The 13,673-nt window shown below is 63.1% G+C and carries 11 protein-coding genes; 4 read left to right on the forward strand and 7 right to left on the reverse strand.

The annotated features are described in order from the left end of the window. Window positions 1–23: 23 nt before the first annotated feature. The 5 genes from AACZ17_RS13780 to AACZ17_RS13800 all read right to left on the reverse strand — a co-directional run bounded on the left by AACZ17_RS13780 (window position 24) and on the right by AACZ17_RS13800 (window position 5,971). On the reverse strand, window positions 24–2,165 hold the full coding sequence (locus AACZ17_RS13780) for a pyrroloquinoline quinone-dependent dehydrogenase (protein ID WP_339638603.1): 2,142 nt from the start codon (window positions 2,163–2,165) through the stop codon (window positions 24–26). A 2-nt stretch (window positions 2,166–2,167) separates the two neighbouring features. Further along, on the reverse strand, window positions 2,168–2,590 hold the full coding sequence (locus AACZ17_RS13785) for a PaaI family thioesterase (RefSeq protein WP_339638544.1): 423 nt from the start codon (window positions 2,588–2,590) through the stop codon (window positions 2,168–2,170). Window positions 2,591–2,622: 32 nt separating this feature from the next. Continuing rightward, on the reverse strand, window positions 2,623–3,168 hold the full coding sequence (locus AACZ17_RS13790) for a nuclear transport factor 2 family protein (RefSeq protein WP_339638546.1): 546 nt from the start codon (window positions 3,166–3,168) through the stop codon (window positions 2,623–2,625). 82 nt (window positions 3,169–3,250) lie between these two features. Beyond that, the gene (locus tag AACZ17_RS13795) at window positions 3,251–5,491 is read right to left on the reverse strand and encodes a TonB-dependent receptor (RefSeq protein ID WP_339638548.1); all 2,241 of its coding nucleotides are present in this window, start codon (window positions 5,489–5,491) and stop codon (window positions 3,251–3,253) included. 108 nt (window positions 5,492–5,599) lie between these two features. After that, window positions 5,600–5,971: a VOC family protein gene (locus tag AACZ17_RS13800; RefSeq protein WP_339638550.1), complete on the reverse strand. Its 372-nt coding sequence runs from the start codon at window positions 5,969–5,971 to the stop codon at window positions 5,600–5,602. 140 nt (window positions 5,972–6,111) lie between these two features. On the opposite strand from AACZ17_RS13800, the gene AACZ17_RS13805 reads away from it, so the two are divergent. Continuing rightward, on the forward strand, window positions 6,112–7,464 hold the full coding sequence (locus tag AACZ17_RS13805; RefSeq protein WP_339638552.1) for a YihY/virulence factor BrkB family protein: 1,353 nt from the start codon (window positions 6,112–6,114) through the stop codon (window positions 7,462–7,464). A gap of 12 nt (window positions 7,465–7,476) precedes the next feature. Here the strand turns inward: AACZ17_RS13805 and AACZ17_RS13810 are convergent, their stop codons facing one another. Continuing rightward, a complete protein-coding gene (locus tag AACZ17_RS13810; RefSeq protein WP_339638554.1) occupies window positions 7,477–9,162 on the reverse strand; it encodes an alpha/beta fold hydrolase in 1,686 nt (561 codons plus the stop codon). Between the two features lie 181 nt (window positions 9,163–9,343). On the opposite strand from AACZ17_RS13810, the gene AACZ17_RS13815 reads away from it, so the two are divergent. From AACZ17_RS13815 to AACZ17_RS13825, 3 genes are all read left to right on the forward strand, one after another. After that, window positions 9,344–9,733: a DUF4398 domain-containing protein gene (locus tag AACZ17_RS13815; RefSeq protein ID WP_339638556.1), complete on the forward strand. Its 390-nt coding sequence runs from the start codon at window positions 9,344–9,346 to the stop codon at window positions 9,731–9,733. Window positions 9,734–9,762: 29 nt separating this feature from the next. Beyond that, window positions 9,763–10,557 carry an OmpA family protein gene (locus AACZ17_RS13820; RefSeq protein ID WP_339638558.1) on the forward strand — a complete coding sequence of 265 codons (795 nt, stop codon included), beginning with the start codon at window positions 9,763–9,765 and terminating at the stop codon, window positions 10,555–10,557. Between the two features lie 224 nt (window positions 10,558–10,781). After that, window positions 10,782–12,914, forward strand: coding sequence for a VWA domain-containing protein (locus tag AACZ17_RS13825; RefSeq protein ID WP_339638560.1), 2,133 nt, complete (start codon window positions 10,782–10,784; stop codon window positions 12,912–12,914). A 42-nt stretch (window positions 12,915–12,956) separates the two neighbouring features. On the opposite strand, the gene AACZ17_RS13830 is transcribed toward AACZ17_RS13825, so the two are convergent. Continuing rightward, window positions 12,957–13,670: an SIMPL domain-containing protein gene (locus AACZ17_RS13830; RefSeq protein WP_339638561.1), complete on the reverse strand. Its 714-nt coding sequence runs from the start codon at window positions 13,668–13,670 to the stop codon at window positions 12,957–12,959. Window positions 13,671–13,673 lie beyond the last annotated feature (3 nt).

A 13,673-nucleotide genomic window follows, 5' to 3' on the forward strand; every position in this document is an offset into this window, starting at 1 on the left:
CACAACCGCCGGGTGGCCTGCCCCTAGTCTGTTGCGGACTCAGGCAGGGCGAAGGCGAGGTACTGATCCCCGGTAGGGGTGCCCAGCTTGCCGCCGCTGGCCGTGATCACAATGTACTGTCGACCATCGATGGCGTAGGTCGCGGGGGTGGCGTAGCCGCCCGCCGGCAACTGGTACTCCCAGAGCAGTGTGCCGTCCCGCTTGTCGAAAATGCGCAGTTTCTCGTCAGCGGTGGCGGCAATGATGAGCAAACCGCCGGCGGTGACCACCGGGCCGCCGAAGTTACGGGTACCGGTGGGGGCAATGCCGCGCTCGGTGAGGGCGGCGTACTCGCCCAGCGGAATCTGCCAGCGGATCTTGCCGCTCACGAAGTCGATGGCGGTCAGCGTACCCCACGGTGGCTTGATTGCCGGGTAGTACTCGGCGTCGACAAAATCACGGTAGCCGGCGAATACGTATACCGTTTCCTTCTCGGCGCCCTCATCCTCGCTTGCCGTGCCCAGCTCGCCCGCGCTGTAAGCAAACAGATAATCCACCACGGCATCACGTTCGTGTCGGGACAGGTGCCCGAAGGGCATCATGCGCCCTTTGCCGCCGGTGACCACCTCCAGTGCCTCGCGGCGGGAGATACGCTGTTCGACCCCGGTGAGTGCGGGTGCATAGGGATAGAACCCTTCAAGATCGACGCCGTGACAGCCGGCACACTGCTGGCGGAACAGGAACTCTCCGACGCCCATGCTGGAACCGCGCGTCACCTGCACCGGCTCCATCTGCAGAATGTTGGGCGCGTTGGTGGCGTTGATGTAATACAGGTTGGTTTCCGGATCGAAGGCGCCGCCGCCCCAGTTGGCGCCACCGTAGAAGCCCGGCAACAGGATGGTTTTGCGCAGGCCGGCGGGGCGCAGATAGGCCAGCTCGTGCGCTTCTTCCCACACCTTGCGCGCGGCCGCATTCGCCTCGGGTGACAGATCGGTGAGATCGTCAGCTGTCATGTGTTGGCGGGCAAACGGTTCCGGCAGGGTGACCCGGGGCTGTGTGGGTGAGCTGTAGACGCCGGGTATGTCAGAGGGGGGTACCGGGATCTCTTCTATCGGGAACACCGGCTCGCCGCTGTCGCGGTCGAACAGGTACACCACACCCTCCTTGGATGCCTGGGCCACCAGATCCCGCTGCTCGCCATTGCTGGTGACGGTCGCCAGGGTCGGTGCCGAGCTCAGGTCGCGATCCCAGAGGTCGTGGTGCACGGTCTGGAAGTGCCACAGGCGCTTGCCGCTGCGGGCATCAAGCGCCAGCAAGGTATTGCCGAACAGGTTGTCTCCGGGCCTGCCTGAGCCGTCGAAGTCCGGGGCCGGGGAGCCGGTGGGGACATAGACGACGCCGCGTGCGTGGTCCACGCTCATGCCCGCCCAGGCATTGGCGCCCCCGGCGGTCTCGCGAGCGCCCGCGGGCCAGGTGTCGGCGCCGAATTCACCGGCAGCGGGGATGGTGCGGAAGGTCCACGCCAGCTTGCCGTTGCGTATGTCGTAGGCGCGGATATCACCCGGTGCAGAGCCCGCAGTTTCCGTTACCGCAGAGCCCATGATGATCAGGTCGTCGAAGATGACACCGGGGGAGGGGGCGTTGATGCTGACCTGCTCGGGCGCGCGCCCCAGGCCTTCCCGCAGGTCCACCCGTCCCTGATTGCCAAAGCCACGGATCAGCTTGCCGCTGTCGGCATCCAGGGCCATCAGGAAGTGGCCCGTGGTGAACAGGATGCGGCGGTCATCGCCGTCCTGCCAGTAGGTGACGCCGCGCATGTTCGACATGCCCACATGCGCCTGGTCCGGTGCAAAGGTCCACAGTTCACGCCCCGTGGCGGCGTCCAGGGCAAACACGTTATACAGCGGGTTGCGCCCGTAGAGCACGCCATCCACGACAATCGGGTTAACCTGCAGTTCAGAGCTGTGGGGCAGCGGTTGACCGGCTGCACTGGCGTAGCGCCAGGCCAGGGTCAGTTCGTCGACATTGTCGCGGTCAATCTGTGCAAGGCTGGAGTAATGCGTGTTCCCGGCGTCGCCGCCATAGCTGCGCCACTCCCTGTGCTCTTCGGCGGAAACCGGCAGGCAGGCGGCGAGGGCGGTGGCGAATCCCAGGGAACGCAGGGCGAGCGAGCGGCGGGGCAGCACGGTCAATCCGCTTTCTTGCGCACGACTTTGGCGGTGGCCGAGGCCACGGCAGCCAGTTGGCCAGCGGGGTTGATCAGGGAGCCCTCCAGAAAGGCGATGCTCTTGCCGCACTTGACCACCTTGCCACGGGCGACACTGCGTCCGGCGAGGGTGGGTTCCAGGAAACTGACCTTGAGCTCCAGCGTGGGGATGGCGGCCACATCAGCCTGCTGCATGAACAGTGCGTGCGACATGGCGGCGTCCAGCATGACGGTGACGTTGCCGCCCTGCACCACGTTGACGGAGTGGCAGAACTGCTCGCTGACGTCGAACTGCATCTCTGCCGTGCCCGCGGTGTCATCGAAGTCCAGCAACTCGCCGTGCAGGACCTGCAGGCAGGGTGGCAAGTGGGCATTGGCAATCTTCAGTTTTTCAGCTTTGCTCATGGGTATCCTTGTCCGGTGTGCAGGGGCGGTGACTAGCGCTGCCCCCACTGTAGCAGGTCGAAAATCGAGTAGGAGGGGTCTTCCGGCCCCGGGCGACCGATGTGTGCGCCGTCGATAATCGGGTTTTTCAGGTTGACCAGCGAGGGCTGGTGCAGGTGGGCCCAGTCGGCGTCCACCGCGCGGTAGGTGAATTTCCACACCCCGTTGCGCTTTTCGTACTTGTCGAAGTAACGCCCGCCAATCAGCAGGTCCAGCGGCCCCTCTTCGGTGCTGATCTTGTGAAAGGCCAGAATGTAGACCTCCCCCTCGGCGCGGTCACCGTCCAGCTTGATGTTCACCGTGGTGACGTTGTGGTGCAGGATTTCCATATTGGCCTGGATATCCGGCAAGGTATCGATGAAATCCATGGCGAGGCCCTTGAAGAAGGAGCCGTGGTCATCAATCGCGTCTTCGTGGTAGAGGGAGCGGAATTTCTCGTTATCGTGTCGATCCGCCGCGTTGCAGTAGGCGTTGATCAACTCCATGATGGCCTGCTTGTCGAGCAGCGCCTGCAACTGTTGTTCCATGTCCGGCGTCATGTGCGCCTCCTTCTGCGGTGGTTGCGTCCCGTTCGCTACAAAAAACAATGGCGCCCGGAGGCGCCATTGCTGCGGCTGCGTGTCAGAACTCGTAGGTGGCCTCCACGCCGTAGGTGCGCGGGTCACCGTAGTAGCTGGCAGTCCAGATGCCGAACGGAATGGTGTTGATCCGGTATTCCTTGTCGGCCAGGTTTTTACCCCAGAGGGCAAACTTCAGTGACTGGCCGTCACCCACAGGCACATTGGCAAGGGTCAGGCGACCGTTCACCAGGCCATAGGGGCGCACTTCGGAGGTCGCATTCTGGCTCGGCTCGATGTAGGGCACGTGGCGATCCACAAACTCGTAATCGAGGCGGGCCGTCAGGTCACCCCAGTTGCCGGCGGCAATGCTGTACTCCGCTGACAGGCTCGCGCTGTTGCGGGGTGCGTAGGGGAAGTCCTTCTGGTCCTTCACGTCCACACCGTTTTCTATGAACTCGTTGTAGGTGGTGTCCAGATACCCATAGCTCGCCGCCAGTTCCAGCTGCGGGATGGGGAGTGCAACCAGTTCCACCTCGAAGCCCTGGATGGTGGCTTCACCGGCGTTCTGGACGATGGACGCAGCGCTGCTGCCCGCGACGAAGATCGACATCTGCATGTCGGTCGAGTCATTGTAGAAGTAGGCACCATTGACCTGCAGCCGGTTGTCTTTCCAGCGGGACTTGATACCGACCTCGTAGGAGAGGATCTCCTCCGCATCGTAGGGCGTGGTGAACGCGGCCTCAAAGGGCGCTTCGCCGTTGAAACCGCCGGCCTTCCAGCCGTTGGCGATCTTGCCGTAGATATTCACGTTGTCACTGGCATCCCAGGCGGCAACGAAAGTCGGTGACACGTTGTTGAAGGTCTTCTTGGCACGGCCGGAAAAGGGAGCCGGGTTACCCTGCGCATCGACGTCATTGGGGTGGTCGATGTAGGTGTCCTTGGTCTCTTCCGTCCAGCGGGCGCCGAGGGTCAGGGTCAGGCGATCCTGAAAAACGTCCGCTGCGGGGCGCCATTCCACCTGGCCGAACACGGCCACGGAGTCGTTGTCGAAGCCGTAACGGTTTTGCGAGACTGGTGCGCCGAAAGCGCCGAAGAAGCTGATCGGGTTGTAGACGTCCGCCTGCTCTTCGAAGTAGTACACGCCGAACACGTAGTTGGTGCGCTCGGTGCTGCCGATCATCTGCACCTCGTGCGACGCCTGATCGTAGTCGATGAAGCGGGCTGAGGTGAACAGGTTGACCGGAGAACCGTCGATATCGATATCGTCGTCCCAGTCGAGTGAGCGGTCGTTGCCGATGTAGCGCAGCGTGACATCGCCCAGGGCACCCCAGCTGCCCGCATCATAGTCGGCAAACAGTGACTGTGAGATGGACTTGGAGCGTTCGAATTTGGCCTGGTCCAGGCTCACGCTGTCACGGTTTTCGTTCTCGCCCGTGACATAGGGTGCCAGCAGTGCGTTCACCCCGGCAGGGTCGTTGGGGTCCAGGTAGGTGAGCTGGTTCTTGGACGGCGCCAGGTCCAGGTCGCTGTAGTCCCAGGTGTAGCGCAGGTCGAAGCGATCCGAGGCTTCCCAGAGAATGTCGTAGCGCCCGACCGTATTGTCGATATTGTTGAACTCATCGATCAACACCGGATTTGCCAGCGGGTTGCCGAAGGGGTCGTTGACGTTGTCGTACAGACCGTCGCGCTCACGGTAGGAGCCGGTCAGTTTCGCCATGACCTGGCCCGCGCCGCCGAGGTCGATTGCCGGGAGGTCCAGGCTGCCGTAGAAGGTGCCCAGCGAGTAGTTGCCCACCCCGCCACGCAGCGTGCCGCTGAGTTCGCCGCTGGGCTTGCGGGTGATCAGGTTCACCGCGCCGCCGACGGTGTTCTTGCCGTACAGCGTGCCCTGCGGGCCACGCAGCATTTCCACGCGCTCCAGCTCGGCGATATCAAAAATGCCGCCGACGTTTTTGCCAATGAATACGCCATCCAGGTAGATGCCGACAGTCGGCTCCCAGGTGATCGCCGGGTTGATCGTGGCGGACCCGCGGATGGCGATGGTGGCCGCGGAGGTGTTGGACGGCGAGCGGGTGATCTTCACGTTGGGTACCGAGGTGCCCAGGTCGTCGATGGTGTTGACGCCTTTCTGCTCCAGCTGGTCGGCATTGAAGGCCGCAATCGAGATCGGTGCATCCTGCAAGGTCTGTTCGCGCTTTTGCGCGGTGACGACCACTTCCTCGAGGCCCTGTGCCATGAGGTTGACGCTGCCGGCGCCCAGGCAGGCGGCGACCAGAAGTGTGATGGGCTTGCGTGCGTGCATAGAGTTTACCTCTTGTTCTGTACGGTTATTGCGGGCGCAGAGAGTACGGCTGAGGGGGGCGCGGGTGCATACCTTGTTTGGGGTATGCAACCCGCTGCCGATATCAAGTCAACCGAACACGTAAAATGCGATCTTGTTGCCATCGGGGTCGCGCACGTAGGCGCCGTAGAACATGTCCGGGATGCGCTGCCCGGGTTCGCCATCGCAGGTGGCACCCAGCGCGATAGCCTTGTGGTAGAGCTTGTCGACATTCTCCTTGGTGCCGCCACTGATCGCGAACATGTTGCCGTTGCCCGGATTGGGAGCATCGCCGTTGTAAGGCACGCAGACGGCGAGCATGGGCTGGTCCATGCCGGTGCCGAAAAACGCGATGCGATCCATGTCGATGGTTATCTCGGCGCCGAGGTCGGCCAGCAGTTCGCTGTAGAAGGCTTTGGCCTTGGCCATGTCGTTCACGCCGATGGTGATGTATCCAATCATGTGCAGTCTCCTTGAGGTTGGGCGGCAGCTAGCGGCCGTGCCACAGAATAGCCGAAATCACACGGCTGGCCCATGCCCCCGGATTTTCAATCTGCGCTATGATGGAGGGCAGAGCGAGCGCGCAGGTAAAAGGAGACACCATGCAAAGCCCGGCAGGTATTTACGGCACCATCAGGGGCTTTCTGCTGAACGAACTCTGGCGAGTGGACCTCGAGCAGCTCTCCAGCCTGCAGCGCTGGTCCTACAAGGCGATCCGCTTTGTGTTTGTGCTGGTGCGGGAAATATCACAGGGCCAGCTCACGCTGCGTGCCATGAGCCTGGTGTACACCACCCTGCTGTCCATGGTCCCGCTGCTTGCGGTGAGTTTCTCGGTCCTCAAGGCTTTTGGGGTGCACAACCAGATAGAGCCGCTGCTGTACAACCTGGTGGCCCCCCTGGGCGAGCAGGGGCATGAAATCGTGCTCAACCTGCTGGATTTTGTCGAGAACATGAAGGTTGGCGTGCTCGGATCGCTGGGCCTCGCGCTCTTGCTCTACACGGTGGTATCGCTGATCCAGAAAGTCGAAGTGTCTTTCAACTATGTGTGGCGCGCCAAGTCTTCCCGGCCCATATCCCGACGCTTCAGCGATTACCTCAGCGTGATCATGGTGGGCCCCGTGCTGGTGTTTTCCGCCATGGGGCTGACCGCCTCCATGATGAACAGCAGTGTTATGCAGTCGGTCATGGATATCGAGCCCTTTGGTAGCCTCCTGGTGCTGGCGTCGCGCCTGCTGCCGTTGTTGCTGGTGATATTCGCGTTCACCTTTGCCTACGTGTTTGTGCCCAACACGCGGGTGAACTTTGCGTCGGCATTCGTGGGGGGCGTTGTTGGCGGCAGCCTGTGGCAGGGCTCAGGGTTGGTGTTCGCCGAGTTTGCCGCTGGCTCCACCAAGTATGCGGCCATCTACTCCGGTTTTGCGATTCTGATCATGTTCATGATCTGGCTGTATGTCAGCTGGCTGATCCTGCTGATCGGTGCGCAGGTGGCGTTCTATCACCAGTATCCTGAGCGCATCCGGCTTTCTGACCAGCGGGTTGCGCTGAGTGGCCGTTTTCGTGAACAGCTCACCCTGCTGGTAATCTATCAGATTGCCCGGGCCTTCATCGGCAAGGCGCCGCCAATGACGGTGGATGCGCTGTCTGATGCGCTGCAGGCGCCCCCTGACCGCGTTGCCGAAGCGGTGGAATTGCTGGCCAGCCGTGACCTGCTGGTGGAAACCAGCAGTGAGCCCCCCGAGTATCTGGTGGCACGCGACCCGTCCACCATGACCGTTGCACAGTTGCTGCGCAGTATCCGCAGTCCCAATGAGGAACAGGCGCTCATGGAGCGCCGCGTGGTTTCCGCAGAGCCGGTGGATGCGCTGTTGCAGGGCATTGACGACGCGGTCAGCGCCCAGTTGGGAGAGCGCACCCTGCGTGACTGTGTGCTGGCCGGGGAGCAGCCCGCGGCCTAGAGCGGCTGCGCCTCAATCGCCGACCACCTCTGCTGCGACGATGAAGTCGAGCAAGGGGTAGTGGGTGAACACGTAGTCAGCACCGCCCTGCTCGATGGGGCCCTGGCGACCGTGTCGCATACCGCCCCCGGCTTCATTGCCGTACAGCGGATACAGGCGTTCCACCACCTCCATTCCTTCAACGACTTCGCCAAACGGCGCGAAGCCCTCGGTATCCAGCTGCGCGTTGTCTCCCAGGTTGATGTACACCTGTGTCGAGCGGGTGTCGGGGCCGGTCATGGCGAAGGCCACGCGCCCCGGGGAGTTACTGACCTGTGCTGGGTCGTCGACCAGCGTGTTGTCCTTCCACGCCGCCGTGACTGCAGGGAAAGGGCTCAGTCCGAACTGCGCGATATAGCCGGGCATCACGCGATTGATGTGTACGCCATCATAGAAACCCTGCTGCACGAGCTGGTAAAAGCGGTCGGCACCGCGGGGAGCCCAGTCGCGGTGCACCGCCACGGTGAATGCGCCTTCGGTGGTGAGGAAGCGTGCCCTGAAACGCTCTGGCGCGCGCTGGGTCCAGGCCGGGTCAGCTGTGTTCAGCAACAGGCCGGGCGCTGATCCTTCGGACACGGGTTCGGGCCCGGTGGCGGCGAGCAGCTGCGCGAGATAAGGCCCCCACACAGTGGGCTGCGAATGGGTACTGTGGCCACGCGTCATTTCGGTAATCGGTAACACAACAGCGCGAGCCCCCGGAATACGCGCCGTTTCCCGTTCAAGAATGCCGAGCTCGGGCGGGTTGACCTGGTCGTCCGCCGAGTTGATGGCCAGCAGTGGTGCACGAATCGATTCCAGGTGCGGTGCCGGGTTGTAGAATCGCGAGGCGTCGAAGGCGTAAATGAGGTCATTGGCATCAAGGGCTGATCGGTAGCGCTCCACCAGTGAATCCATCATGGCCTCCGCGGATTCGCGGGTCGGTGCCTTTAACTGGTATTGCAGGGGGCTGGAGACCATGAACAGCAGGCCATACATCGCCTCCTTCAGGCCAGGGGGCTGCTCTGTGTAATCACCCCCGTTCCATGCCGGGTCGTCCAGCACGGCGTCGATGATCATTTTGCGGGTCATGCGGTTACGGCCGGCGATCTCCACCGGCAGGCTGGCCAGGGGCATCAGTGCATCCATGAAATCGGGATAGGTGTAGCCCCATACCCAGCTCATCATGCCGCCCATTGAGGTGCCGGTCACCAGCCGCAGATGGTCGACATCCAGATGCTCCGTGAGCAGTCTGTACTGTGCCCGCACCATGTCGTCGTAGGTGTATTTGGGGAAGGCGGCGCGGAGCCCGTCGCTGGGCTTGCTGGAGCGCCCGTGGCCAATTGCATCGGGCAGGATGAGGTAGTAGCGATCTGCGTCCAGCAACTGTCCTTTGCCAAACAGCACTCCGGCAAAGTTATCGCGCAGGAAGCCGTCTCCGCTGCCCGTCGTACCGTGCATGATCAGCACCGCGTTCTCAACGCGTCCGTCGGCGCCGCGTCGGGGCGTGCCGAGGGTGTAGTAGTGCTGGCGCAGATCGAGTACCGAGCCGTCATCAAAGGTGAAACCCTCCAGCACGCTGCTGCCGGAGGTGGGCGCAAGCCCGCTGCTGTCCGACGCCTGGGCCGCTGTCGTCAGGCAGGTGATGACGCCAATCAGTATTGCGGCGAGCGAGCGATGCATGGGCGTTCTCTCCATGGTGGGATGAGGGTGGTGACTTCGATGCCAGGCCGCAATATTACCGTTTCTGCGGCCTGCATACCGCTTGTTTAGTTGTACGGCGAGGCGCATGATCCGCACGTTTGGCCACCCATGTTTTTCTACCCGGGCAGCGTGCAGCTACCCGACAAGGAGCAGAGCGACAATGAATGTATTGCAACCCCAATGGCGGCGGATTGCCGCGGCCGTCTTCGCCGGCAGTGTACTGGTATTGGCGCAGGGCTGCAGCAGCACCCCCCGCCCCGAGGCCGAGATGGCCAGCGCCAGCACCGCGCTGACCAGCGCCGAAAACAACGAGGCTGCGCTGCATGCGCCGGTCGCAATGGACCGCGCCAAGGAGAAGCTGCGGCGTGCCCAGCGCGCCATGGATGAGAAGGACTACGCAGAAGCCAAGCGTCTATCGGACGAGGCGGCAGCGGATGCGGAATATGCCCAGGCCTTTGCCAGCAAGACCCGCGTAGAGACCGCTCTGCGTGAGTTGGAGGCCAGCATTGAGGCATTGCGCAGCGAAATCGAACGCGGCCAGCGTAACTGAGCGCGTCATACAGGATAGCAGGAGCGTTTATGAAACTTTCAACCGGGATCAAAATGTGTGTGCTGGTGGCGTCTGTGGCCGTATTGTCGGCCTGCGGTAGCCTGCAGAAAAATCAGGCATTGTTGGATGCGGAAGCGAGCTATAACGCCGCCAAGCAGAGCGAGACGGTACTGCGTTACGCCGGTCCGGAACTGCAACGGGCCAACAAGGCGCTGGAGTCTGCGGCGGTCGCGACCTCCGAAGAGGATATGACCTCCCTGGCCTACGTCGCCAAGGTGCGTACCGATACCGCGGTGGCCATCGCAGATCGCAAGGCAGCCAGCGAACAGCTGAAAACGCTGGGCAAGACCAAGGACCAGATTCTGCTGTCGGCGCGTGAGGCGCAACTGGAGGCACGGGAGGCCGAGCTGCAACGCACCCAGGCGGACGCCGAGTCCCTGCGCCGTGAGCTGCTCGCGCTGCAGGCGGTGAAGACGGAACGCGGCATGGTGATGACGCTGGGAGACGTGCTGTTCGCCACCGGCAAGGCGGAGCTGCAGCCCGGCGCCGCGACTACCATTCAGCGGCTGGCCAACTTCCTCGAGGAATACCCGGAGAAAACGGTGTTGATCGAGGGGTTCACCGACAGCACCGGCAGTGCGGACTTCAACCAGGGTTTGTCTGAGCGTCGTGCCCTGTCGGTGCGCCAGGCCCTTGTGAATGCCGGTGTCAGCCCGGAGCGCATCAGCACTGAAGGTTTCGGCATGTCGCGGCCTGTGGCGGACAACGCGACGGCTGAGGGTCGCCAGAGAAATCGGCGGGTCGAGATCGTGATCCAGGACTGAGGGAACCTCTCGCGGTTCCATGCCCGATACCCGAAGGGGCGCAAACGCAACCCTTCGGGTTTTTCTTTCTACACCCCCGCGCCAGTCCATTTGCGGCGCAGTGACTCGCTGTATCCTCAACTCTGCACTATGCTTGGGACGTGTCGCTTCGTCGATGCTGTGCCTTCGGCAGCATTGCGGATGTGACATGCCGATCGCCTGAATCCAGTGTGTGGGGTGCAGCAATGAACCTGTCCAGACTCTCAGTGCCCGGCGCCGTCCTGGCCGCCATGCTGTCTTTTCCTGTCTTACCCGTGGCTGCATCGTCGCCCAACGATGCCATTCTTGTGCTAGATGCCTCTGGCTCCATGTGGGGGCAGATCGATGGGGTCAACAAGATCGTGATTGCCAAGGACGTGGTCGAGGGGCTCGTACTCGGGCTGCCGCCGGAGCAACGTCTGGGGCTGGTCGCCTATGGTCATCGCCGCGAGGGCGACTGCAGTGACATCGAGACGCTCGCAGGTGTGGGAGCAGAGCGGGCCGACATGGTCGCCGCTCTCCGGGAACTCACACCCCACGGAAAAACGCCATTGGCGAAGTCGGTGGAACACGCCGCGCTGACGCTGGATTACCGCAAGCGGGCGGCCTCCGTTATTCTGGTGTCCGATGGCTTGGAAACCTGCGATGTGGATCCCTGTGCACTGGCCAGAATGCTGGAACAGAACGGTCTTGATTTTACCGTGCATGTTGTGGGCTTTGATGTCACCGTGGAAGAGCGCGCGGGTTTGCAGTGCATGGCGGATGAAACCGGCGGCACCTTTGTGGCCGCAGCCAGTGCCAGTGAGCTTGCATCGGCGCTGCGCACCCTTGCGGAAGCGGGGCCGGCCGGAGGAGAAGTTGGGGGCGACGCAGTGCCGTCGACCCTGGCGATGAAAGCCACCGTACTGCCCGGTGGGCCTCTGATCCAATCGCAGCTTGAGTGGACGGTCACAGCCCTTGCGGGCGGCGAGACGGTTTTTTCCGCCACCGATACCGGCAGCGCGATGACCGAGGTCCTGCCCGGCGAGTATGTCGCCGAGGCGCGTTGGCGGGGTTGGCAGGATGGCCGCGAGGTGAAAACCGGGCGCTTGCAATTCACCGTCGAAGCCCAGCAGCCGAAAGTGATTACCGTGCCCGTGGACCTCGGTTTCAAGGTCAGTCTCCAGACCCCGGCGGTGACCCGTGAGGGTGTCCCGTTCGATGTCACCTGGTCGGGCCCTGATGAGTTGGGTGCGTATCTCCACGTCGCCAGCCCCGAAGACGGTCCACGAGAGCCGATCTATTTCTTCGCCGCAATGCCCACGCGCACGAAGGCTGGCGTGTCCGACGCCAGCCAGCCACTCACGGCCTCGCTTGCTGCCCCGTCCACAGAGGGTGTTTATGAAGTGCGCTACGTGCTTGATCAACCGCGCCTTATCCTCGCCCGCAATGCGTTACGTGTGACGGATGGCGGCTTTACCGTGTCGGCGCCGGCTGAGGTCCCGGTCAGTTCGGTGTTCTCGGTCGCGTGGGCCGGGGAGGCCACCCCCGGTGACTTTGTCACCATTGTCGAGGCGGGCAGCGCGGCGGCCTTTGCGCGGGGATATACCAGCCCGTTGCGGGAGGACGGCAGCGCAGAGCTTACTGCGCCGCCGCAGCCGGGGGAATACGAGGTCCGCTATGTATTGGCGAATGGCTATACCCTGTACCCAGGCATGCAACACGCGGTGCAGGCAACGACACCTGTCAGTGTAGTGCCGGTTGTGGCGGGCATTGCGGGGCCTGCGACCGCAGTCGGAGGATCCAGTGTCCCGGTGTCGGTCACGCTCCCGCCGGACTGGGAAGACGACTACATCTCCATTGCCGCGCCCGGCGCGACCCGGGCAAACCGCGATGCCAGAGTCACGCTGGGTCGCGCTGGCGCCGGGGATGGGCAGCTGGCACTGCAAGCGCCCAACATAGCGGGCGACTACGAGTTGATTTACTTCCTTAGCCCCGGGAATGCCGTGCTCGCCCGGCAGCCGATCACCATCACGCGCGCGGATGCAACGGTGCAGGCGCCGGAGCAGGTGGTCATGGGTGACAGTTTCGACATCACCTGGGCTGGCCCGGGGTACCGCGGTGACCGCGTGGTGATAGCCCCGCTGGATGTGCCCGATGAAAAGATGTGGGGTTGGGGTGCCCGCTACGGGTTTATCGTGCCGACAGGTGAAACCGGGGGAACGGGCAGCGTCAGGCGGTATCCGTTCGAGGCGCCCGGCGTCTACAGCGCGCGCTACGTTACGGGTTTACAGCATCAGGTATTGGCGACAGATACCTTCACCGTGGTGGCTCCGCCGGAGGGTGCCCTCTCGCCCTGACAGCGGGACGGGCGGCACCGTGCACCGCGTTGGGGCAGCGCCTTACTCCAGCGTGTACTCGAAGGTGCTCACCACCCGCAGGCGTTTTACCCGGGAACTGCCGTCGTCCCAGTCATTACCATCGCTGCCGGTAATACGGATGACGCCCTGATTGGCCGTGCGCAGCGCACCGACCCGGGCCCCGGCCTCGGCCGCAAATTTCTCTGCCTGCTCCCGCGCGTTGCGTGTGGCCTCCGCCAACAGCGCCGGTTTGATTTCGTTGAATCCGCGCAGTTGGTAGCGCGGGCCGCTGCCGCCTTCGATTTCAACACCGGCTTCGATCAGCGGGTCTATCGCCAGCGCCGTGGCTTCCACCAGCGCCACCCGGTCTGACTGGACAATGATCAGGCCGCTGCCGGTATAGCGCAGGGGCTGGTTGCTCGCACCGTACTCCCGGGAATAGGCGTCCTGCACCTGCAATGGCCTGATCTCCAGTTCCTCGGCAGTGAAGCCGGCGGCTTCCAGGAAGCGCATAACCCGCGACCGGTCTTCGGCAAGCGCCTGCTGGACGTCAGCGAAGGCGTTGCCAGCGCGGCGAAAGGTGAGATTCCAGGCTGCGAAGTCGCTCTCCACATCCGCCTCCGCCAGCCCCTTGATGGTGACTGAACGGTCTGCCAACTTGAAGCGCTGCAAACCGTCACCGACCGTCCAGCCGGCCGCGGCAACACCCAGCGCCAGCAGCAGGGCGCCGAACCAAACGCCTGGTTTGTTTGTCATGGC

Origin of the sequence: uncultured Haliea sp., assembly GCF_963973825.1 — a bacterium.
Taxonomy (GTDB): Bacteria; Pseudomonadota; Gammaproteobacteria; order Pseudomonadales; family Halieaceae; genus Haliea.

Coding starts and splice junctions, on each gene's coding strand:
- AACZ17_RS13785 (WP_339638544.1), bottom strand. CDS start 2,590: ATGAGCAAAGCTGAAAAACTGAAGATTGCCAATGCCCACTTGCCACCC.
- AACZ17_RS13790 (WP_339638546.1), bottom strand. CDS start 3,168: ATGACGCCGGACATGGAACAACAGTTGCAGGCGCTGCTCGACAAGCAG.
- AACZ17_RS13795 (WP_339638548.1), bottom strand. CDS start 5,491: ATGCACGCACGCAAGCCCATCACACTTCTGGTCGCCGCCTGCCTGGGC.
- AACZ17_RS13800 (WP_339638550.1), bottom strand. CDS start 5,971: ATGATTGGATACATCACCATCGGCGTGAACGACATGGCCAAGGCCAAA.
- AACZ17_RS13805 (WP_339638552.1), top strand. CDS start 6,112: ATGCAAAGCCCGGCAGGTATTTACGGCACCATCAGGGGCTTTCTGCTG.
- AACZ17_RS13810 (WP_339638554.1), bottom strand. CDS start 9,162: ATGCATCGCTCGCTCGCCGCAATACTGATTGGCGTCATCACCTGCCTG.
- AACZ17_RS13815 (WP_339638556.1), top strand. CDS start 9,344: ATGAATGTATTGCAACCCCAATGGCGGCGGATTGCCGCGGCCGTCTTC.
- AACZ17_RS13820 (WP_339638558.1), top strand. CDS start 9,763: ATGAAACTTTCAACCGGGATCAAAATGTGTGTGCTGGTGGCGTCTGTG.
- AACZ17_RS13825 (WP_339638560.1), top strand. CDS start 10,782: ATGAACCTGTCCAGACTCTCAGTGCCCGGCGCCGTCCTGGCCGCCATG.
- AACZ17_RS13830 (WP_339638561.1), bottom strand. CDS start 13,670: ATGACAAACAAACCAGGCGTTTGGTTCGGCGCCCTGCTGCTGGCGCTG.